At 68.1% G+C, this 20,823-nt stretch carries 22 protein-coding genes; 10 read left to right on the top strand and 12 right to left on the bottom strand.

Translation table 11 applies throughout. From position 1 onward, the window contains the following. Positions 1-286 precede the first annotated feature (286 nt). Positions 287-907, bottom strand: coding sequence for a plasmid pRiA4b ORF-3 family protein (locus tag FCU40_RS17625; protein ID WP_168076678.1), 621 nt, complete (start codon positions 905-907; stop codon positions 287-289). Between the two features lie 81 nt (positions 908-988). Then, positions 989-2,470 (bottom strand): CHAD domain-containing protein, encoded by a 1,482-nt coding sequence (locus tag FCU40_RS17620; RefSeq protein WP_168076677.1) that lies wholly within the window; start codon positions 2,468-2,470, stop codon positions 989-991. 97 nt (positions 2,471-2,567) lie between these two features. Here FCU40_RS17620 and bioB point away from each other — a divergent pair, with 97 nt between their 5' ends. Continuing rightward, complete coding sequence (bioB, locus tag FCU40_RS17615) at positions 2,568-3,587, top strand: biotin synthase BioB (protein ID WP_168076676.1); 1,020 nt, start codon at positions 2,568-2,570, stop codon at positions 3,585-3,587. A 9-nt stretch (positions 3,588-3,596) separates the two neighbouring features. Here the strand turns inward: bioB and FCU40_RS23545 are convergent, their stop codons facing one another. The 4 genes from FCU40_RS23545 to FCU40_RS17605 form a co-directional block, all read right to left on the bottom strand. Beyond that, positions 3,597-3,719: a hypothetical protein gene (locus tag FCU40_RS23545; RefSeq protein ID WP_275052059.1), complete on the bottom strand. Its 123-nt coding sequence runs from the start codon at positions 3,717-3,719 to the stop codon at positions 3,597-3,599. 163 nt (positions 3,720-3,882) lie between these two features. Beyond that, positions 3,883-5,862 (bottom strand): AsmA family protein, encoded by a 1,980-nt coding sequence (locus tag FCU40_RS17610; RefSeq protein WP_241693636.1) that lies wholly within the window; start codon positions 5,860-5,862, stop codon positions 3,883-3,885. A gap of 148 nt (positions 5,863-6,010) precedes the next feature. Next, positions 6,011-6,115: a hypothetical protein gene (locus tag FCU40_RS23380; protein WP_004624454.1), complete on the bottom strand. Its 105-nt coding sequence runs from the start codon at positions 6,113-6,115 to the stop codon at positions 6,011-6,013. Between the two features lie 74 nt (positions 6,116-6,189). Continuing rightward, positions 6,190-6,795, bottom strand: a complete 606-nt coding sequence (locus FCU40_RS17605; protein WP_168076674.1) for a hypothetical protein — start codon at positions 6,793-6,795, stop codon at positions 6,190-6,192. A 160-nt stretch (positions 6,796-6,955) separates the two neighbouring features. Here FCU40_RS17605 and FCU40_RS17600 point away from each other — a divergent pair, with 160 nt between their 5' ends. Genes FCU40_RS17600 through FCU40_RS17590 form a run of 3 tightly spaced genes read left to right on the top strand, consistent with a single transcriptional unit; the run spans position 6,956 to position 8,736 of the window. Then, positions 6,956-7,597 (top strand): HAD-IA family hydrolase, encoded by a 642-nt coding sequence (locus FCU40_RS17600; protein ID WP_168076673.1) that lies wholly within the window; start codon positions 6,956-6,958, stop codon positions 7,595-7,597. 25 nt (positions 7,598-7,622) lie between these two features. After that, a complete protein-coding gene (locus tag FCU40_RS17595; protein WP_168076672.1) occupies positions 7,623-7,907 on the top strand; it encodes a 4a-hydroxytetrahydrobiopterin dehydratase in 285 nt (94 codons plus the stop codon). 43 nt (positions 7,908-7,950) lie between these two features. Further along, positions 7,951-8,736, top strand: a complete 786-nt coding sequence (locus tag FCU40_RS17590) for an SDR family oxidoreductase (RefSeq protein WP_004624446.1) — start codon at positions 7,951-7,953, stop codon at positions 8,734-8,736. 46 nt (positions 8,737-8,782) lie between these two features. On the opposite strand, the gene spdR is transcribed toward FCU40_RS17590, so the two are convergent. Both spdR and FCU40_RS17580 read right to left on the bottom strand, forming a co-directional pair. After that, positions 8,783-9,340, bottom strand: a complete 558-nt coding sequence (gene spdR, locus FCU40_RS17585) for a stationary phase response regulator transcription factor SpdR (RefSeq protein WP_004624445.1) — start codon at positions 9,338-9,340, stop codon at positions 8,783-8,785. Between the two features lie 77 nt (positions 9,341-9,417). Continuing rightward, a complete protein-coding gene (locus FCU40_RS17580; protein WP_004624443.1) occupies positions 9,418-10,818 on the bottom strand; it encodes an ActS/PrrB/RegB family redox-sensitive histidine kinase in 1,401 nt (466 codons plus the stop codon). A 71-nt stretch (positions 10,819-10,889) separates the two neighbouring features. Here FCU40_RS17580 and FCU40_RS17575 point away from each other — a divergent pair, with 71 nt between their 5' ends. Next, a complete protein-coding gene (locus FCU40_RS17575) occupies positions 10,890-11,501 on the top strand; it encodes an SCO family protein (RefSeq protein ID WP_168076670.1) in 612 nt (203 codons plus the stop codon). A gap of 61 nt (positions 11,502-11,562) precedes the next feature. On the opposite strand, the gene FCU40_RS17570 is transcribed toward FCU40_RS17575, so the two are convergent. Then, the gene (locus tag FCU40_RS17570; RefSeq protein WP_168076668.1) at positions 11,563-12,270 is read right to left on the bottom strand and encodes an NAD-dependent deacylase; all 708 of its coding nucleotides are present in this window, start codon (positions 12,268-12,270) and stop codon (positions 11,563-11,565) included. Between the two features lie 215 nt (positions 12,271-12,485). Between FCU40_RS17570 and FCU40_RS17565 the strand changes: the two genes are divergently transcribed. From FCU40_RS17565 to FCU40_RS17555, 3 genes are read left to right on the top strand one after another with little or no spacing between them, the layout of a single operon-like run. After that, entirely contained in the window at positions 12,486-13,613 is a 1,128-nt protein-coding gene (locus FCU40_RS17565) for a ferritin-like domain-containing protein (RefSeq protein WP_004624437.1), read from the top strand. 54 nt (positions 13,614-13,667) lie between these two features. Next, positions 13,668-14,186 carry a lipocalin family protein gene (locus FCU40_RS17560; RefSeq protein WP_168076666.1) on the top strand — a complete coding sequence of 173 codons (519 nt, stop codon included), beginning with the start codon at positions 13,668-13,670 and terminating at the stop codon, positions 14,184-14,186. Continuing rightward, entirely contained in the window at positions 14,183-14,716 is a 534-nt protein-coding gene (locus FCU40_RS17555; protein WP_004624434.1) for a lipocalin family protein, read from the top strand. Before FCU40_RS17560 ends, FCU40_RS17555 begins: the two co-directional genes overlap by 4 nt. Before the next feature lie 108 nt (positions 14,717-14,824). On the opposite strand, the gene FCU40_RS17550 is transcribed toward FCU40_RS17555, so the two are convergent. Then, complete coding sequence (locus tag FCU40_RS17550) at positions 14,825-15,850, bottom strand: hypothetical protein (RefSeq protein WP_168076664.1); 1,026 nt, start codon at positions 15,848-15,850, stop codon at positions 14,825-14,827. Positions 15,851-15,982: 132 nt separating this feature from the next. On the opposite strand from FCU40_RS17550, the gene mmcB reads away from it, so the two are divergent. Next, the gene (gene mmcB / locus FCU40_RS17545; RefSeq protein ID WP_168076662.1) at positions 15,983-16,447 is read left to right on the top strand and encodes a DNA repair putative endonuclease MmcB; all 465 of its coding nucleotides are present in this window, start codon (positions 15,983-15,985) and stop codon (positions 16,445-16,447) included. Positions 16,448-16,514: 67 nt separating this feature from the next. On the opposite strand, the gene FCU40_RS17540 is transcribed toward mmcB, so the two are convergent. Then, positions 16,515-16,832 carry a hypothetical protein gene (locus tag FCU40_RS17540; RefSeq protein ID WP_168076660.1) on the bottom strand — a complete coding sequence of 106 codons (318 nt, stop codon included), beginning with the start codon at positions 16,830-16,832 and terminating at the stop codon, positions 16,515-16,517. Between the two features lie 46 nt (positions 16,833-16,878). Continuing rightward, a complete protein-coding gene (recQ, locus tag FCU40_RS17535) occupies positions 16,879-18,723 on the bottom strand; it encodes a DNA helicase RecQ (protein ID WP_168076658.1) in 1,845 nt (614 codons plus the stop codon). Between the two features lie 237 nt (positions 18,724-18,960). On the opposite strand from recQ, the gene FCU40_RS17530 reads away from it, so the two are divergent. After that, positions 18,961-20,823: penicillin-binding protein 1A (locus FCU40_RS17530; protein WP_168076656.1), on the top strand; the 1,863-nt coding region annotated here is incomplete at its 3' end.

The following is a 20,823-nucleotide window of genomic DNA, read 5'->3' as shown; positions in this document are numbered from 1 at the left end:
AGCCATATCGATCGCCCACCAGATGGTGGGCTTTTTTGTGCGTCAATATGCAATCTTAGGTCGCGCAACCATTCGGCCCGTGACGTGCCCTGATATCAGCCGCCTCCAACGTCATTCTGGCCTGGCCCCATGACAGCGGCGTGCGCCGGCGCCACATCGCTGCGGGCGCCCCCGCGAGACCTCGCAACGAGGGCCGCTCCGCACTTGGGCCGCGGCCGGATGACGAACGGGGATCTCGCCAGCTTACGTCCCGAGATCCTCGCCGAGCGGATGCTTAGCCGCCAAATCAAGACCTTGCCTTTCGCGCCGCGGTCGCCTTGGCGGCGTTCCGGCGACGAGCGATGCGGTTCAGAGCGATCTCGATGACGAATTGGTCCATGGACTCCGGATCATAGTCGCCAAACCAGTCCGCGACGTCGGCATGGTCCGGGTGTTCGCGATCCGCCAGGACCTCGAGCCCGCCATAGAAGCCCGGAATGCCTCCGCAATCCTCCGGCGGAGCCGCCCGCTTTCCCGCGACGTAGCGCGGGTACTCGACGTTCGGGTCGCCCTGGCGGACCTCGGTGAACGTAAGCCGATGCTCCCAGTTGTCGCCGAAGTCATAAATATAGTCGAGGACGGTCTCTCCGGGATCAACGATGTCGCGCAAACGCACCGTCTCGGCCTTCAGAACCGGCGTCGGGCCTCCGTCTTCTCTTAAGATCGCTGGGCCATAGGTTCGATCGCCCTGGCGAAACGCCCACAGGTGCTGGTCCCACCAGCCCATGGCGGCTTGGACGACATCGTGCAGAACCTTCAGCGTGATCGACGTCGGAACCTCGACCTGCCGCCAGATCAGGGGATCGGTGTCCAGCAATTCGATTCGCAGGGTGACGATCTGGTCGATGCTGTTGACGGTCGCGTTCATGCGGCTAATCGGGCCCCCGCGCGCTCGGGCCTCCATCGCTGAAGTCCGTTGATGGACCTTTGGAGGGCGCTTGCCATCGCTTCAGCTCCAGAACCGCTTGGCCGAGACGAGGTCGCTCAAGGCGGCGCGGGCGGCGCTCAGCAACTCCGGCTCATCGTCGTCCACCGTCACCCGTTCGGCCGCATGGGCCAGGGCTTCGTCGGGAGTGACCTGCCGGATCAGGTCGCGACGAACGGCGCGATCGTTCAGCGCGCCCAGCGCGTCCTGCACCGCCCGAGCGGCCTCGACGAAACGCCGCGCGCGCTTGGGGTGCTCGGGAAACAGCGGCGAGAGGTCCTCCGCCGCGTAACGCAGGATCTTGCCCTTCAGGCGCAGGCGATGGCGGCCGTGGGCGTCCAGGTCGTCGAAGTCCTGGGCCCGGGTCGCCAACTGCCGCAGGCGTCGCTCAAGCGCCTTCCCGGCGAAGGCGACGGCGCGGCCTTCGCGGACCTTCCTCAGCGCCGGATCGGTGGTCCAGGCGCCGGCTTCCAGCCAGGCGGCGGTCTCCAGGAGAACGTCGCGCGCGCGCGGACTGGCCACCGCCGCCTCCATCTTCAGATAGGCGTTGGCGCGGGCGGCCTTAAGGGCGCGTTCGAACGCGTCACGCCCGCCGAAGGCCGCTCCGGACGCCGCCTTCTCCCAGACCTCGCCGGCGAAGACGTCCAGATCGCGGGCCGTATCGAACTCGGCCGCGAGCCAGTCGAGGGCCCCGTCCAGCCGTTGGGCCGCTTCGTCCTGGGCCAGGGGCTTGAAGATCTTCAGCAGCGCCCGCAGTCGGCGGGCCGCCACGCGCGCCTGGTGCAGATCCTCGGGATCGGGATGGTCCCTCAGCGCCTCCAGGGCCGCGCAGAGGTGCGCGAGGTCGACCCGTCCCAGCGCCTGCAGCGCCTCGCCGACGCTGGCGTGCGGCGTTAGGCCCGCCGATTGGCGGCGCGGCGGGGCGGCGCGGTCCCCCAAGGCGAGACCATAGCCGCGCTCGGCCTTGCTGCTGAGGGAAAGCCGCAGCGGCACCCGCTGGGACAGCTGGCGTCCGAGGTCGAAAAGCGCCGCCGGCTGGCCCGCCTTCAGTTCAAGTTCCAATTCGCAGACCGCCGCCCTGAGGCTTCCGGCATGAAGTTCGCCACGGTCGAGCGCGGCCTCGATCTCGGTTTCGCCGATCCGCACCAGACGAACTGTGCGTTCGATCCGGGTGGTGAAGACCGGATGCAGCGGCTCTCCGTTCAGCATCCCGGCCGCCGGGGTCAGGGCCAGGGCGTCGCGATCGGGCGCGGGGCCGCTGATCGGCGTTTCCCATTCGCCGCGCGAAAACACGCCGCCGGCCGACGCCGATTTCAAGGTCTGTTTCCGGCCGCCCTCGCCGTCGCGCACCCGCAGGCCAAAGCCGGCGCGGCGCAGCGCGTGGCCGGGCGTATCGTAATAGGTGGCGTCCAGCTGGCGCACCGCGCCTTCGCCCTTCAACAGGGCCAGGGCCTCGCCCGCCGCCTCGGGCGGGATCAGGAATTTCAGCTCGATCTCGCGATCCATGGCCTGACAAACTCCCGTAAACCCGGCGGGTCGTCTAGCGCTACACGGCCAAGCGACGTCTTGCCAAGCGCGATGCTCCGGTTCAAACGTGCGCGCCATGAGTGAGATCAACGCTTCCGGGCTCGCGCCCCGCCACGATTGGACCCTTCCCGAGGTCGAGGCCCTGTTCGACCTGCCGTTCATGGAACTGGTTTACCGCGCCGCCACCGTCCATCGCGCCACGTTCGATCCCTCGGAGATTCAGCTGTCGCAATTGCTGTCGGTCAAGACCGGCGGCTGCGCAGAGAACTGCGGCTATTGCAGCCAGAGCGCCCATTTCAAGACCGGGCTGAAGGCCGAGAAGCTGATGGCCGCCGAGGACGTCGTTGCCAAGGCCAAGGCCGCGCGCGACGGCGGCGCCCAGCGCTTCTGCATGGGCGCGGCCTGGCGCGAGCTGAAGGACCGAGACCTGCCCAAGCTCACCGAGATGATCGGCGAGGTGAAGGCGCTGGGCCTGGAAACCTGCGCCACCCTGGGCATGTTGACGGCTGATCAGGCCAAGGCCCTGAAGGCGGCCGGTCTCGACTACTACAACCATAACCTCGACACCGGCCCCGATTACTACAAGGACGTGGTCACCACCCGCACCTACCAGGAGCGGCTCGACACCTTGGCCCACGTCCGCGACGCGGGCATGAGCACCTGCTGCGGCGGCATCGTCGGCATGGGCGAGACGCGCCGCGACCGGGCCGGCCTGCTGCATCAGCTGGCCACCCTGCCGGCCCATCCCGACAGCCTGCCGATCAACGGCCTGGTCCCGGTCAGCGGTACCCCGCTGGGCGACAAGGTCCTGGCCGATGGCTCGAAGCAGATCGACGCGATCGAGTTCGTCCGCACCATCGCCGTGGCCCGGATCGTCTGCCCGAAGTCGATGGTCCGCCTGTCGGCCGGCCGCGAGGGCATGAGCCGCGAGTTGCAGGCCCTGTGCTTCATGGCCGGCGCCAACTCGATCTTCGTCGGCGGCAAGCTGCTGACCACCCCGCTGCCCGACATGGACGAGGACAGCCGCCTGTTTCAGGACCTCGATCTGAAGCCGATGGGCTCGGTCCGGGCCGAGTTCGTGGCGGCGGCGGAGTAGGGCGCATGCTCAGGCGCGCGGGGTCACCAGGATCTCGCGCCGCCACGCCTTGAGTTCGCGTCGCGTCTGGGCGGCGTCCGCCAGATAGATCGCCAGAACTTGAGGCGGATAGTCGCGCGTCAGCACGGGCATGTCGTGCTCGGCTTCGTCGCTTCACGCGACCGCCCGCTGAAGGTGTCGAGGAGGCGACGGGGCGGCCGCGCGAATCCGGAGCCCTGGAGTATTTGCTTGCGTTTCGGCGCGATCAGGGCGTCGTTTTGGACGCCTTCACCGGGACGCCTTCACCGGGACGCCTTCACCGGGACGCCTTCACCGGGGCGCCTTGCCGACGGGCGTCGTCGACCAGGCCGGCGCAGTCGGCGTCCTTGGCTTCGCCGGTCGTGACGAACGGGAGCAGGGCGGCCAGAGGATTGACCAGGGAGCCTAGGGCGGCGGCGGCGCCGCCTTGACCGACGGCCTTGCCAGGCTCCAATCCGACCCTCGGGGCCATGAACGGGCCCCGGATCGTGATCGGAACGAAAAGGCGCACCAGACGCGGCTTCTTGCTGTCGCCCTCGATGCGCAGATCCATCGTCTCGGTTCCCAGGTTCAGGGTTCCCCGTCCGCGCGCCAGGACAACCCCGGTGTCGGCCACCAGGTGGTCGGCCGTCATGACCCCGTTCCGAACATCGAAATCGGCGACGGCGCAACGCACCGGCGTTTGCTTGTCGCTCTTGGACAGCAGCAGGATCAGGCCCTTGGAGGCGTTGACGCCCAAGAGTTCGGCGAAGGCCTGGCGGATCTGGCCGCGCGGCGCGACGAGGGTTATGGAGCCGTCCGCCGCCGCCGCCGCGCGATGAACGCTGTTCCCCTCGCCCGACAGCCGGACGCGAGCCATGACCGGCCCCTCGATCACCGGCCGCCCGTCGCTCATGATCGGGATGAAATCCTCGAGGCGCGCATTGGTCAGACGCACGTCGAGGTCGGTTCTGGGCACGGCCGGGCGCGCGTCCAGCCGCGCTCTTCCCTTCAAATCGCCGCGCGAGAAGGTGAAGGCGATGGGATCGAGCGTCAGCACGCCCTTATTCAGGTTCACTTCCAGGCTGACCTTGCGCAGCGGCAGGTTGGGGGCGTTCACGGTCTCGGCTCGATAGCTGACCTTGGCGTCCATGGCGCGGACACGGTCGACCTGCAGGGTCGCGTCGGGCAGAAGGCGCCGGATCGCGTCTCGCCGAGCGGCCTCGATCCTTTGCCCAGCCGAAGCGGTCTCGCCGCGGCCGGTGGCGGGCGCGGCGCCGACCAGGCTGCCCAGATCGTCGAAGTCCAGGCGCCGCGAACGCAGGGTCGCCTCGAGATAGGGTCGCTCGCCGCCCGTCAGCACGACAAGGTCGCCGGCGATATCGCTGTCGCCCACGCGACCGGTCAGCTTCTCGAACGCATAGCGGTTTCCGGCGCGGGTCAGGCGGCCGGAGAGCTGATAGGGCGGGGTGTTGGGCAGGGTCAGACCGGTCAGATCGTGCAGGCGATTGAGATCCGCGCCAGACAGGCTCAGCCGCGCGTCGAACCGCCCAAGGTCGAACGGTTTGGTGATGTCGCCCTGGGCCAGGACGCGGGTCGAGCCCGCGCGAATATCGGCGTCGAACGGATAGGGATGGTCGGGCGTGATGTTCAGCAGCGGCCCGCCCTTCACCTCGGCCAGGAAGACGGCGTCGTTCAACCGACCGCGCCCTTCCAGAACGAAGCGGCCGCCGTGCTCGCCGGCTCGCTCCTGGGCGCTGACCGAGCCGACGAACAGGACGCGGCGCTGGCGGTCGTCGACGCGCAGCCGCCCATCGTTGATCACGAAGCGCTGGATCGCCGGCAGTTTCACCGGCGTCTGGCCGCGTTTGGTCGCGCCGAAGGTCCAGTTGGCTTGGCCGTCCTTGGCGCGCAGCAGGCGCACATCCGGCTGGTCGACGATCAGATACGGCAGGATGGTCCGCCCGCGCAGAAGCGGCGGGAGCTTGATCCGCAGCGCCACGCGCCCGATCCTGGCCATCGGCGCCGTGTCCGGGTCGAGGGCCTTGGCCCAGGCCGGCTGGCCGACCAGGACGCCGTTGGCCTCGACGCGCGGCGAGAACGACCAGGGATGCACGCGCAGATCGCCCGTGATCGCCACCTCGCGCCCCAGGCGCGCCGACGCGTAGCGGCCGATCGGGCCGCGCAGCAGGTTCCAGTCGAAAAGCACCAGGAAGGCGACGATCGCGCCGACCAAGGCCAGGGCCGCGCCGATGCCGATCAAGGCGCGGCGCGACACGCCCCGGAACGGAGTCCGCGGCGGCTCGGGGCGGCGAAGGACGTCAGCGGCGGTCAGGATCGTGGCTCCGGTCGATCCCTCACAACGCGCGAGGCCGCCGATCCTGTTCCCTCCGACGCGTCCCACCCGCGCCGAACCCTGACGTGCTTTAGTAGACTAGGCCCATGCTGCCGATCGCCGCCGCCGCCACGAAGAAGGCGATGATGGCCATGAGTTCATAGGCCTTGAAGAATGGTCTGCTCGGTGAGCGCATGATGAATTTTCCCCCAGTCCCATTTTGGCTCGCGTGAGCGAAGCCGGCGCAAGGGTGGCGCCACCCCGAGTGGGTTAGGGTCTCTTGCCGGGCCACACCAGGTAGCCAGCCTCGTCGCGGCCGGAGACGGTGTAGACGGTATTGTAGGCATAGCGGGCGTAGGGACCGTAACGGTCGCCCTCCGCCCCGAAATCGCCGCGCGCATAGGCATAGCCTTGCGCGCTCGCGTAGCCTTGAGCGCGAGAGTAGGATGCGTCCTCCACCCGCCGGTCGTCATAGACAGCGGGGACGGTCGCGTTGCACGGCGCGCAGGCATAGGCCGGCGCCGGGGCGCAGCGGTCGCAGGCATAGGCGGCGGACGGCGCCCCACGCGCCTCCACCGTCACGGGCGCGCGGCCGTAGCCCCACTGATCCAGGTCGCTCCAGCCGCGTTCCGCGTAGTCCCGAGCATCGTCGCAGGCGGCGCGGTCCCAGCGATAGGCGCCGTCCGGACCGATGACCCGGCGCATGACGCAATCGCCCGGTCCGGTATTGGCCGGCAGCGGCTCCGGATCAAACGGCAGACCGGGACGCGAGATCACTGGACCGCCGTACAGGCCTTGGTCTCCGGCCAAGGCTGGCGCGGCGCCCGCCAGGTTGGCGGCGAGCACGAAGGCGACGATCAGGCGGAACAGGGACATGGGCGACTCCGGTCGTTTATTAACAAAACATTTCCGGGCGGCGCGCGAGCGGATTTTCACCCCTCGCGCGAACGAGGGCGCAAGATCTCGCGGACTTGGCGCTTTCCCTGCCGCCGTCGCCCGGGTAGCGTCGCCTCAAACAAGCGTTCGAGGGGCGGCCATGGCGATCGAGGCGGTGATCTGGGATTTCGGCGGAGTGTTCACGACCTCGCCGTTCGAGGCCTTCCGGCGCTACGAGACCGAGCGGGGTCTGCCCACGGACTTCATCCGACGCGTCAACGCCACCGATCCGGACACCAACGCCTGGGCCCGTTTCGAACGGGCCGAGATCGACGCCGGCGCCTTCGACGGCCTGTTCCTGGAGGAATCCTCTCGCCTGGGCCACCCGGTGCGCGGCGCCGAGGTGCTGCCGCTGCTGCACGGCGACCTGAGGCCCCGGGTGATGGACGCGCTGAAGGCCTGCAAGGCGCGGTTCAAGGTGGGCTGCATCACCAACAACGTGCCGACCGGGCATGGCCCCGGCATGGCTCAGAGCGCCGAGAAGGCCTTGCTGGTCGGCGAGATCATGGCGCTGTTCGACGCGGTGATCGAAAGCTCCAAGGCCGGGGTCCGCAAGCCCGACCCGCGCATCTACCAGATGATGTGCGAGCTTCTGGGCGTCGCGCCGGAAGCCTGTGTCTATCTCGACGACCTTGGCATCAACTGCAAGCCGGCGGCGGCGCTCGGCATGACCGCCATCAAGGTGTCGGGCGAGCGGCAGTTGCTCGACGATCTTGCCAGGGCGACGGGATTGTCGTTCTGAGGGCGGAAACGCCCCAGGAGGAAGCATGTCCCGTCCCAAGATCGGCGCCGCCGCCGCGATCGCCCAGCTCGACGGCTGGAGCATCGCGTCCAACCACCCGGACGCCATCGCCAAGACGTTCCGGTTCGCGGATTTCAACGCCGCCTTCGGCTTCATGACCCGCGTGGCTCTGATGGCCGACAAGCTCGACCACCATCCAGAGTGGTCAAACGTCTACAACCGCGTCGAGGTGCTGCTGACCACGCACGACGCCGATGGGGTGACGGAACTGGACGTCCGGCTCGCGAAGTTCATGGACAGCGCGGCCTGAAGAATTCAAACTGCTGTTTGAATTATAACCGGGAGGACGCCGCATGGCGCAGAGCACGGGCCGGGTCGCCGGCAAGAAGGCCTTCATCACCGGCGGGGCCCAAGGCCTGGGCGCGGCGGCGGGACGAATGCTGGCCAAGGAGGGCGCCAAGGTCGCCCTGGCCGACCTCAACCTGGCCGGCGCGCAAGCGGTGGCGGCCGAGATCAACGCCGCTCACGGCGCGGGCACGGCCTTCGCCTACCAGCTGGACGTGACCCAGGAAGACCAGTGGATCGAGGTGCTGGAAAAGGCCGCCAGCGACATGGGCGGGCTGTCGGTGCTGGTCAACAACGCCGGCATCGGCGGCGACGGCCCGATCGAGAGCCTCGACTTCGGCCTCTGGAAGAAGGTGATGTCGGTCAATGTCGACTCGGTCTTCCTGGGCGCCAAGCACGCCCTGACCCACATGCGGGCCCATCAGCCCGGCTCGATCATCAACCTCTCCTCGATCGCTGGCCTGATCGCCAACGGCAACTCGCCCGCCTACAACGCCTCCAAGGCGGCGGTCTGGCTGCTGAGCAAGAACATCGCGCTGTACTGCGCCAAGATGAAGCTCGACATCCGCTCGAACTCCATCCACCCGACCTTCATCGACACCCCGATCCTGGACGGCTTCTCGGCCCGCTTCGGCAAGGAAGAGGCCTTCGCCAAGCTGGCGCGCCAGGTGCCGATGGGTCGGATCGGCGAGCCGAACGACATCGCCAACGCCGTGCTCTATCTCGCCAGCGACGAGAGCAAGTTCATGACCGGCGCCGAGATCAAGGTCGACGGCGGCATTTCGGCGATGTGACCTGAATGATCCTCCCCCGCGCCGCGGGGGAGGACCTTGACCGAACCTACCGCGGCGCGCGCTTGGCCAGGATCCGTTGCAGGGTGCGGCGGTGCATGTTCAGCCGGCGCGCGGTTTCCGAGACATTGTGGCCGCACATCTCGTAGACACGCTGGATATGCTCCCAACGGACGCGGTCGGCGCTCATCGGGTTTTCCGGCGGCGCGGGGGCGGCGTCCTTGGCGGCCAGCAGGGCGCGGGCCACGTCGTCGGCGTCGGCGGGCTTGGAAAGGTAGTCGACCACCCCGGCCTTCACCGCCGCCACGGCGGTGGCGATGTTGCCGTAGCCGGTCAGCATGATCACCTTGGCGTCGGGCCGCGCGTCGCGCACGGCCTCGACGACCTTCAGGCCCGAGCCGTCCTCGAGGCGCATGTCCAGCACGGCGTGAGCCGGGGCCTGGCCGCGTAGGATCGTCAAGGCCTCGGCGACGGAGGCGGCCAGCGTCACCTCGAAGCCGCGCTGTTCCAGAGCGCGGCCCAGCCGGGTCCGCAGGGGACCGTCATCGTCCAGAAGCAACAGCGTCTTGTCCGGCAGCGCCGAAACCAACTCACCGATATCCGCCATGAAGTCAGCCCCTCCCCGGGCCAATACTTTAACAGGCTAAATAACGAACTCTAAATTTCACGTATCCGTCTGATAACTCAAGCCCCAGTATAGCCAGGGGCCTCGAGCGCTGGCCGGGGCCAGCGCGCGGAAACCACGGCGCCCCCGCGCCGACCGTTGCGAAAATCCACCGCGGCGCCGGTGCGCTCCAGCAAGGTCTTGGCGATGAAGAAGCCCAGACCCATGCCGATATGCCCGGTGCGCGAGCCCTCCGCCCCGGGTCGGGTCGTGACATAGGGCTCGCCCAGCTTGGCCAGGACCTCCGGCGAGAAGCCCGGACCGTCGTCGCGCACCTCGATGACCACGTGGCGCGGATCGAAGCGGGCGATGACCAGCACCTCGCCGCGCGCGAAATCCACGGCGTTCTCGACGATCGAGGTCATGGCGTGAATGATCTCCGGACGCCGCCAGACATCGGGGGCGGTCTCGCCGGACGGCCCATTGACCACGGCCTCCACGCGGATGCCGTGCACCAGATGGGGCTCGATCACGTCCTGCACCAGCTGCACCAGGCTCATGCGCTCATGCACGGCGTCGGTCGCCTCGGGCATTTCGGTCAGGCGCTGCAGGATCTCGCGGCAGCGGGCGGCCTGGCCGATCAGCAGTTCGGCGTCCTCGCGGATTTCCTCGCTGGCGGCGTTACGGGCCATTTCGCGGGCCACGACCGAGATGGTGGCGAGCGGGGTCCCCAGCTCGTGGGCGGCGGCGGCGGCCAAGGCGCCCAGGGCCGACAGGCGCTGCTCGCGCGCCAGCACGGTCTCGGTCACGTTCAGGGCCAGCTCCATCCGGGCCGATTCGCTGGCCGCCTGCCAGGCATAGGCGCCGGTCAGCACGATGCCGATCACCCGCGCCGAGACGATCACCCAAAGCATCATCGGATTGGGCGCGAAGGGCAGGGGGCGACCTTCCAACGTGGGCAGCGGCATGTGAAAAAAGGCCAGCAACACCGAAGCGGCGATAGCGAGCAGGCCGAGGCCGATCGCGTAGCGCGCCGGCAGCGTCGCCGCGGCCAGGGTGACCGGCGCGATCAGCAGCAGGGCGAACGGGTTGTCGGCCCCGCCGGTCAGGTAAACCAGGCCGGAAAGCTGCAGGATGTCGAAGGCGATCTGAGCGGTCGCCTCGCCCTCCCGCGCCAGGCGCTGGCCGCTGGAGGCCAGGCCCAGCAGTACGTTCAGCCAGGCCGACAGGGCGACCAGGGTGAAGCACAGCGCCCACGGGATCTGAAGCTTCAGCAGCAGGCCGCTGATCAGGAGCATGATGGTCTGGCCCACGACCGCGACCCAGCGCTGGGCCAGCAGGGTGCGAACCCTCAAACGACCGCGACGAAGCCCCGGAGCGGTCCAGGACCAGGCGTCGTCTTGCGCCGGTTCGTCTCCCGGCTTATCGAGCCCCTTCTGACGTGGATCGTCGGGCGCTCTCGCGAACGATACGTCGGCCATGTCGCACCATTGTCCAGAAACGCGCGCATGGCGAGCGTAAAACGGGCGGGCGCAAAGGGACCAAAACGCACATGCCTCGTCACCGTCTTGTCCTGATCCTGATCTGTCTGGCCGCGTTTGGCGTGGTGGCGGGGCTGGCGATGCGCGCCGGCGTGTTCCGGTCAGAACCCGCCGCGGCCGTGGGCGGTCCGTTCCAGCTTGTCGATCAGAACGGTGTCCCGACCACGGAAAAGGCGCTGAAGGGCAAGTGGAGCGCGGTGTTCTTCGGCTTCACCTACTGTCCCGATGTTTGCCCGGGCACGCTGCAGGGCCTGTCGGCGGCCAATGACCAGCTGGGATCGCGCGCCAAGGACTTCCAGATTGTCTTCATCTCGATCGATCCGGCCCGCGACACCGTCCAGCAGATGAAGGCCTATCTGTCCGCGCCCTATGTGCCGAAATCGACCCTGGGCCTCACCGGGACCCAGGAGCAGGTCGCCGTCGCGGCCAAGGCCTATAAGGTCTATTACGCCAAGGTCGGCGATGGACCGGGCTACACCATGGACCACTCGACGGCGATCTATCTCGTCGATCCCAAGGGGCGTTTCCGCACCGTGATTCCCTACAACCTGCCGCCCGACGACATCGCGCGCCGGATCAAGGACGCCATGCGCGAGGACTGGTCCGGCGGCTCACCCTCCTAGAGTCTTATTTTTCCGATCTGGTTGGCGTCCCCTCGGATCGGACAGGTTCTACCGGCGAGCATCAGGAAGGCTCCCCAAGGATCGTCGCGACCCAGGCGGGCACGATCCGGCTGGCCGGGCCATAGCGCTTCTCGTCGAAGACATAGGCGTTGGCCGAGGGCTCCAGATTGATCTCGCATGTCTGGATGCCCATCGCGCGGGCCTGGGTCACGAACCCGGCGGCCGGGTAGACCGAGCCCGAGGTGCCGATCGAGACGAAAAGGTCGGCCTCGGCCAGGGCGTCCTCGATCTCGTCCATATGGAGCGGCATTTCGCCGAACCAGACGACATGGGGCCGGGCCCCGCCCGCGCGTCCGCAAGCCCCGCAGACAGCCTCGGCGGTCAGCGCGCCCGTGTCCGGACACGTCGCCTGGCAATGGTGGCAGCGCGTCACCGCCAACTCGCCATGCATGTGGACGAGGCGGCGGGAACCGGCCTTCTCGTGCAGGTCATCGACGTTCTGGGTGCATAGCCAGAGTTCGTCGCCGCGCGCCGCCAGTTCGGCCTCCAGCCGCGCGAGGGCGAAATGTGCGGCGTTCGGCGCGGCGTCCATCAGGTTGGCGCGCCGAGCGTTGTAGAAGTCCCGCACCAAGGCCGGATTCCGCGCGAAGCCCTCCGGCGTGGCGACCGTCTCGAGGTCGTACTTGGTCCACACGCCGTCCTTGTCGCGAAAAGTGCCCAGGCCGCTCTCGGCCGACACCCCGGCGCCCGTCAGCACGAAGATTTTCATTCCGCCTCCTGATCAACGGTTCGGCCGTGCGAAGCGTCGGCGATATCGGCGCGCGCGGGACGATGCCCCACGCGCCCCACGACGAAAGTGACGCCGCCGTCATTTTTAATTTGACCCACGTCAAGGGTTGAGTTGACAGTGTTCAGATCGCCGACGGACCGCGCAAGACGGCCCGGCGATCTCATGATGTCTACCGGCCGATAGGGAGCGCCGCCATGACGGACAAGAACATCACCAAGGACGCCATGTACGACGCGGTGGCGCCGGACGACTTCGAGTCGATGCTCGAACTGGATCGCTACAACAACCGCTCGACCGCGTTCGACAAGATCATTTCCGCGACCCACGACCACTTCTGGGATCCGCTGGACAAGGCCTATATCGATTTCGACGAACCGTTCGACATGGAGAACCAGGCCCTGGTTCCCGAGGACATGGTCATCGCCCTGTCGACCGACTACGTCTCCAACCACCTGTCCGATCCCAAGCAGCGTATCCGCTTCATCAATCAGTCGGTGCTGCGGAACTTCTCGTCGATCCTGCATGGCGAGCAAGGCGCGCTGAACCTGTCGGCCAGCCTCTGCCACGTCCTCAAGGACCAGGGCGCGCAGGAATACGCCGCCAACCAGACGCGTGAAGAGGCCCGCCACGTCACGGCCTTCGCCAAGTACATCAAGGCTCGCTGGGGCAAGCCGGTCGAGTGCGGCCCGGCCCTGAAGGCCCTGCTCGTCGAGATCATCGGCGCGCCCGAGGTCTACAAGAAGATCATCGGGATGCAGATGCTGGTCGAAGGCCTGGCCATGGGCGCCTTCGCCACCTTCTTCAACAAGATCAACGACCCGACCGGCAAGAAGCTCTTGCAGCTGGTGATGACCGACGAGGCCTTCCACCACAAGTTCGGGAAAATCTGGGCCGACCGCACGGTGCCCAAGCTGTCGCCCGAGGAGCACGCGATCATCGAGGACTGGGCGGCGCACTGCTTCCAGACCCTGCTGTTCAACCTGGTCTCGCCGCACCAGCAGCTGGACCTCTACGCCGAGTTCGGCCTGGATCCCGACAAGGTGGTCGAGGAGTACGGAAAGATCATGACCGACGACGTGCGTCGGGAAAACATGAAAGAGCAGACCAACATCTTCCGGGTGCTGGTCAAGACGCTGCTCAACGCCGGCATCATCACCGACCGCACCAAGGCGTTCTACGCCATGTATGTCGACCTCGAGGAACTGAAGGGCGAAGGCGAACGGATGGTCGGAGACGACATCGCCGAGGAGGGCATCCGCCACCTGCAAGCGATCAACTTCAAGAACCGCCCGGTTTCCGCGGTCGGCATCGCCGCCGAATAGGGAACGGCCAGCGGCCCGCTCGCGTTTGGGCGAACCTGCCCTGGAGGTTCGCCCATGCGTCTTGGCCTGTCCTTCGCTCTCTCTCTGTCGGTTTCGGTCGTGGCCGGCGGGGCCTTCGCCGGCGCGCCGCCGCCCGCCAGGGCGGTTTCGCCCGAGTTCTATTCCGGCCGCTGGTACGAGATCGCCCGCACGCCGAACTTCGGGCAGCGCGATTGCCAGGCGCCGACCACGGACTTCGTGGCCGAAGGGGCCCGCTTCAAGGTCCGCCAGGTCTGCCACCATGGCGCGCCCTCGGGTCCGGAAAAGGTGTTCACCACCAAGGGGCGGATCATCGAGGGCAGCCGCAACACGCGCTTCACGATGGACTTCCTGGGCGGGTTGAAGAAGCAGGAATACTGGGTGCTGGACTGCGCGCCTGACCACTCGTGGGGGGTGATGGCCACGCCGGGCGGCCACTATGTGTGGCTGCTGTCGCGCCAGCCCGTGATGCCGCCGGCCGCCAAGGCCGCCGCCCTGGCCCGGGTCAAGGCCCTGGGCTATGACAAGCTGGAGTTTCCGGAGCCCGCCGCATGAAGTTCGTCCTCGCCATGGTTGGCGTCGCCTTTAGCCTCGGCGCCTGTGTCGCCGGGCCGGTCGGCAATCCCAGTCCGCCCCAGCCGGCCAAGGCCGTGACGCTCGATCGCTATCTGGGCAAGTGGTACGAGGTCGCCCGCTACGACATGCGGTTCGAGAAGGGCTGCGAGGGCGTCACCGCCGAATATTCCAAGCGTCCGGACGGCCTGATCCGCGTGCTGAACACCTGCCGCCAGGGCGCGGTCGACGGACCGATCAAGACCAGCGAAGGCAAGGCCAAGGTCGTCGACGCGGCGACCAACGCCAAGCTGAAGGTCAGCTTCTTCGGCCCGTTCTATGGCGACTACTGGGTGCTGGACCATGGCGACGACTACGACTGGTCGATCGTCGGCGAAGGCTCGGGCCGCTATCTGTGGCTGCTGTCGCGCAAGCTCCCGACCGACGCCGACCGCGCGGCGCTGACGGCGCGCGCCAAGGCGCTGGGCTACGACGTCGGGATGCTGCGGCCGACGAAACAGCCGGCGCCTTAGGGCCTGTCCGCTTCAAATTGAATCATTTGAAGCGGATAAAAGGCTATAGAAACAAATATTTAGAGCGTGATAGCCGCCGAAACCGCTCACACTTTCGGCTATCACGCTCTAGGGGCGCTTGCCCGGCCAGACCAGGTAGCCGTTCTCGTCGCGACCGGCGACGCGGTACTCGACGCGCGCCGACGGCGGCCCACTGTCGATGATTGGCGGGGCGGTGGGCGGCGCATAGGGCGGCACGACGGCCGGACGCAATGGCGAGGCCTCTATGATCCCAACGGGTGGGAACGGCGGCTCAGCAGCGCGGGCGTCGACCTGCTCGCGCGCTTCGGCCGGCGGGCTCGACGGCGACATCGCGGTGGCTCCTGTCGCGGCGATGGCGGCCATGTCGACACGCGGCGGAGGAGCCAGGATCTCGGCAGTCGGGAGGGGCTGCGTCGCTAACGCCATCGGCGCCGAAGCGAAGGCAGGCCCACTTGGCGGCGGATCTAGAGCCACTGTGTCGACGACACCCTCGAAGCGGGCGAGACAAGCGGCCTGGCCGTCCGCGAAGGCCGCCTTCAGCCGCTTGGCGTCGTCAGCCATCAGTTCGTCGCGCGACGGCGCTCCTTCGCGTGGCGAGGTCCATTTGCACAGGTCCTGCACAACGATCCGGCTAGCCCTGGTGTCTAGCACGTAGAAGCGGGCCCAATAGATGATGCTGTAGTGGGTCCAGTTCGTCGGGTACCAGATAACACGACGCTGGACGGTGCCGACGCCGACGGCGTAGCGGCCCTTGCTGGCCAGCAGCGCTACCGAGTCCTTGGTCTTGGGGGTGGGCGCAATCTGGCTATCGCTCAGCGCATATCCGGCGCGGGCGGCCAATCGAGCGGCCAGAATCGGCGCCATCGCGGCGGCCGGATCGACGACGTTATGCTTCTCGGCCAGCGCCTTACCGTCGGAGAGGGCCATCAGGCCGCTGATCAGCCCTCCGCCTAGCACATTGCCGCTCGACCACTGGGCGACGAGCGGCGCCGGCTTGGGAACACCGTAGATGATCGTGTTCGCCGGTTCGGCCGGCTGCGCCTGGACCATGCCGGAAACGATCGCTCCGAGAGAGAGCGCAAGGGCCACCGCCGTCATCGAATGCTTGCCCACGCCAGTTCCCCGCCTCTCGTTCACGGAGCTAGGTCGCTGACTGGTTGTGGTCAAACAGGCTAGCCTCTTGGGCGGTTATTTAACTCTATTTCCGGCTTGCTCGCTGAACAAAGATAGAACACGATCGCGGCCGTGGACGTGATCATCGACATACAGGCCCAGGCTTCCCGCCCCGAGACCACCCTGACCGTCACGCGGGGCGCGGCGCGGCTTCTGGTCGATCTGGGCTATGCGCCGCTGGCCGAGGTGACCCTGCCGAATGGCCGGAGGGCCGATCTGATGGCGCTCGGGCCCAAGGGCGACGTGCTGATCGTCGAGGTGAAGTCAGGGCTGGAAGACTTCCGGGTCGATCGCAAGTGGGGCGAATACGCACCCTATTGCGACGCCTTCTACTTCGCCGTCGCGCCCAGCTTTCCGGATGGAATCCTGCCGGACGAGCCGGGGATGATCGTCGCCGACGGCTTCGGCGGCGCGGTGGTGCGCGAGGCGCCGCTGGCGCCCCTGGCCCCCGCCCGGCGCAAGGCCCTTACGCTCGCCTTCGCCCGCCTCGCCGCCTTGCGGGCGGCGGGCGTCAACGCGGAGCGGCTAAGCCTTTAGTCCGTGGCGTCTGAAGTCGTCCTCGCCCAGAGCCTGTCGGAAGGGAGAGGACGGCCATGCTGACGGGTTAGTCCAGATTCCGCGCGATCAGGAAACCCACGCCCAGGCCGATGGCGAAGGCGCCGAGGGCCAGGCCCACGGGGTGCTCCTCGGCGGCGTGGTGGGCGACCTTGGCCTTTTCGTTGGTCCAGGCCGCGCCGACCTTGGCCTTCTCGGCCGCGAAGGTGCGGGTCTGTTGGGCCACTTCGGTCGCGGTCTCGCGCGCTGATTTCATGGCCTTGGCGACGGCCTCCTTGGCCTGCTTGGTCTTCTCGGCGGCCGCGGTCTTGACGGTGTCGGCGGCGGCCGTCGCGTCGGAGGGGGTGAAGCGGTTGACGTCGGTCATGGGGAGGCTCCTCGGCTTGATCCTCTACCAACACCCACGGCGCGGTTTAGTTCTCCCGCACAACCTTCAAAACCGCCTCGCCATAGCGATCCAGCTTGCCCTGGCCGACACCGCCGGCCTTGCCGAGCGCCGCCAGGGTCGCCGGCCGGGCGGCGGCGATCTCGGCCAGGGTGGCGTCGTGGAAGATGACATAGGGCGGCACGTGCTGCAGCTGGGCCTGCTCCTTGCGCCACGAGCGCAGCGCCTCGAACAGCAGCTGGTTTTCGGCGGGGATGGTCAGAGCCTTGCCTTCGCGGCGCTTGCGGACGCCGCCGCCGGCCCGGCCGGTCTCGGGCGCGTCGGTCATCTGGCGCAGGGCCACCCGTCGCTCGCCGCGATAGACCTGCCGCACGCCCTCGATGTCGCCCAGGCCGATCAGCGGTCGGCCGTCATTGGGATCCTCGCGCAGCAGGCCCTCGAAGATCAGGGTGTCGAACAGGTCGCGCCAGGCCGGCTGGCTGAGCTCGCGGCCGATGCCGAAGGTCGGCAGCTGCGCCTCTTGGGGCGTCACGTCCTTGGTCTTGCCCAGCAGGTGGTCGATCAGCCGCCCGCGCCCGAAGCGGCCGCCCATGCGGTGCGCCGCCGACAGGGCCTTCTGGGCGGCCTCCGTGGCGTCGACCGCCGCGGGCGGCGAGACGCAGACGTCGCAGACCCCGCAGCGGGCCACGCCCTCCTCGCCGAAATAGCGACGGACGGCGGCGGCGCGACAGGTGACCCCTTCCAGCATCGCATAGAACTGGCGCAGCTTACGCGCCTGGACCTGTTTGACCTCGTCGGGCGCCTCGCGCGTCTCGATGCGGCGGCCCGCCCAGGCCATGTCGGCCGAGCCGTAGAGGGTGATGCCCTCGGCGGGCTGGCCGTCGCGGCCGGCCCGGCCGACCTCCTGCCAATAGGCCTCGATGGCGGCGGGCGGATCGGCGTGGATCACGTAGCGGACGTCGGGCTTGTCGACCCCCATGCCGAACGCGATGGTCGCCACCATCACCGCGGCGTCGGCTTCCAGGAAGTCCTCCAGCCGGCGCGCGCGGACGGCCTTGTCGAGACCCGCGTGATAGGCCAGGGCCGGCACGCCCTCGGCGTTGAGCCGTTCGGCCAGCTTCTCGGTTCCGTCGCGCGAGCCGGCATAGATCACGCCGGACCGTCCCGGCCGCTCCAGCACCAGTTCCACCACCCGGTCGTGGCCCTTGCCGCGCTTGCGCTCGGCGGACAGCGCCAGCTCGGGCCGGGCGAAGCTGTCGACGAACTCGGCCGCGCCCTGCAAGCGGAGCTCGGCCCGGATATCGTCTCGGGTGCGGGCGTCGGCCGTGGCCGTGACAGCCAGGCGCGGGACATCGGGGAAGAGCTCGGCCAGCCGCCCCAGCATCCGGTATTCGGGTCGGAAATCGTGGCCCCATTGGCTGACGCAGTGGGCCTCGTCGACGGCGATCAGCGCCAGCGGCGTGCGCGACAGACGCTCCAGCATCCAAGGCTGCATCAGGCCTTCGGGCGACAGGTACAGCATGTCGACCTCGCCGGCGTCGATGCGTCGCCAGATGTCCGAGCGCTCGTCCAGCGAGATGTTGCTGTCCAGCCGCTCGGCCGCCACGCCGGCCTGGCGCAGGCCCTGGACCTGGTCGGCCATCAGCGCGATCAGCGGCGAGACCACCAGGCCCACGCCCGGCCGGATCAGCGACGGGATCTGGTAGCACAGGCTCTTGCCGCCGCCGGTGGGCAGCACGGCCATGGCGCTATGGCCGGCCAGGATCTCGTTGATGACCCCGGCCTGCATCCCCCGGAAATCGGCATGACCGAACGTCCGCCGCAGGACGTCGCGCGCGTGTTCGAGCTGGGGAGAATCGGGAGGAACGTACACGACGGTCCTTTTGGCAGCCTCCAACGGCGGGGCCAAGGGCGTCATGGCCGCCCCCTCGTCCGAGCGCTCGATCGCAACCGGCGCCTTGGCGCGGCGCGCGGGGCGCCACAAGCGCGCCTTAAGGTTCGTTCACGTCTCGTCAATCTTATCGCGCGTTCTGTGGCGTTCGGCTAAACCGAACGCGCGAAAGCGCGCGCGGGCGCGCGCCCTCTTGGGCCCTCTTGGAACAGGACGACCATGGCGAACGGACCCTTCGGCGGGAACAAGCCGGCGAAGCCGCAACGCACCCCGCTCCAGGCCCTGATCTATTGGGGGACCGTGGTCGGCGTTTGGGGGCTGATCTTCTGCGTCGCCTTCTTCGCCGTGTTCGCCAGCGACCTGCCCGACACGTCCAAGCTCTACGACGTCAAGCGCCAGCCCTCGATCAACTATCTGGACCGTTCGGGCGCCCTGCTGGCCGTGCGGGGCAGCCAGTACGCGCCGCCCGTCGACATCGACGCCCTGCCCAAATACGTGCCGGCCGCCTTCGTGGCGATCGAGGACCGCCAGTTCTACCACCACTTCGGCTTCAACCCCTGGGGCATCATGCGTTCGCTGGCGTGGAACGCCACGCATGACGGCCCGCAGCGCGGCGGCTCGACCATCACCCAGCAGCTGGCGCGGAACCTGTTCCTGAGCCCGGCCCAGAACTATCGCCGCAAGGCCCAGGAGCTGATCCTGGCCATCTGGCTGGAGATGAAGTTCTCCAAGAAGCAGATCCTGGCCCTCTACATGAACCGGGTCTATTTCGGGGCCGGCGCCTATGGCATCGAGGCGGCCTCGCAACGCTATTTCAACAAGCCCGCCAAGGACCTGACCCTGGGCGAGGCCGCCCTGCTGGCCGGCATGATGAAGGGCCCGGCGCGCTATTCGCCGGTCGCCGCCAAGGACCGCGCCGCCCGCCGCGCCACCATCGTCCTGGACGAGATGGTGCGCATCAAGGCGATCACGCCGGAGGAGCGCGACGAGGCCTTCAAGACCCCGGTGCAGGTCTCGGCCACCCTGGCCAACCAGCGCGCCCAGTACTTCACCGACTATATCGACGCCCAGGTGCGTTCGCTGGTCGGCGAGCCGACCGAGGACCTGGTGGTCGAGACCACCTTGGACCTGCCGATCCAGGTCGCCGCCGAGCGCGCGGTGAAGCTGGGCGTCGACGGCCACGCGGCCCAGGGTGTCCAGCAAGCCGCGCTGGTGTCGATCGACGGCGAGGGTCGCATCCGCGCCTATGTCGGCGGCGCCGACTACGCCGAGAGCCAGTTCGACCGCGCCACCACGGCCCGTCGCCAGGCGGGTTCGGCCTTCAAGCCGTTCGTCTACCTGACCGCCATGGAGGCCGGCCGCACGCCCAATGTGATGGTCGTCGACGAGCCCGTGAAGATCGGCAACTGGGAGCCCAAGAACTACACCGGCAAGTATCTGGGCCAGATCACCTTGCAGACCGCCCTGGCCCAGTCGATCAACACGGTCGCCGCGCGTCTGGCCAACGAGGTCGGCACCAGCAACGTCGCCAACACCGCCAAGCGGCTGGGCATCACCAGCAAGATTCAGCTGGACCCGTCGATGGCGCTGGGCGCGGTCGAGGTTTCGCCGATGGAGATGGCCCAGGCCTACGCCCCGTTCTCGAACGGCGGCTTCCTGGCCAAGGGCTACGGCATCGAGCGCATCCGCACCGCCAGCGGCAAGGTGCTGTACGACCATGGCGTCGAGAAGCAGGCCCGCTCGGCGGTGATCGGCTCGCCGGCGCTGCAGTACATGAACCAGATGATGCGCCAGGTCGTGGCCGCCGGCACCGGCACGCGCGCCAAGGTCGCCGGCTACGACATCGCCGGCAAGACCGGCACCACCAGCGATTACAAGGACGCCTGGTTCGTCGGCTATACGGGCGGCTTCGTCACGGCGGTATGGACCGGCAAGGACGACGCCACGCCGATGAAGCGCGTCACCGGCGGCGGCGCTCCGGCGGAGATCTGGCGCACGTTCATGTCCGCGGCCCTGCCTCGGCTGAAGGCCACGCCGATCCCGGGCGGCGTGATCGAGCCGCCGCCCATCGACGCGCCCGAT

It is taken from the genome of Caulobacter sp. SSI4214 (genome assembly GCF_012184455.1).
In the GTDB taxonomy this organism is placed as follows: domain Bacteria; phylum Pseudomonadota; class Alphaproteobacteria; order Caulobacterales; family Caulobacteraceae; genus Caulobacter; species Caulobacter vibrioides_E.
The sequence above is the reverse complement of the archived record's forward strand: the minus strand, read 5'-3'. Positions and strand labels throughout refer to the sequence as shown.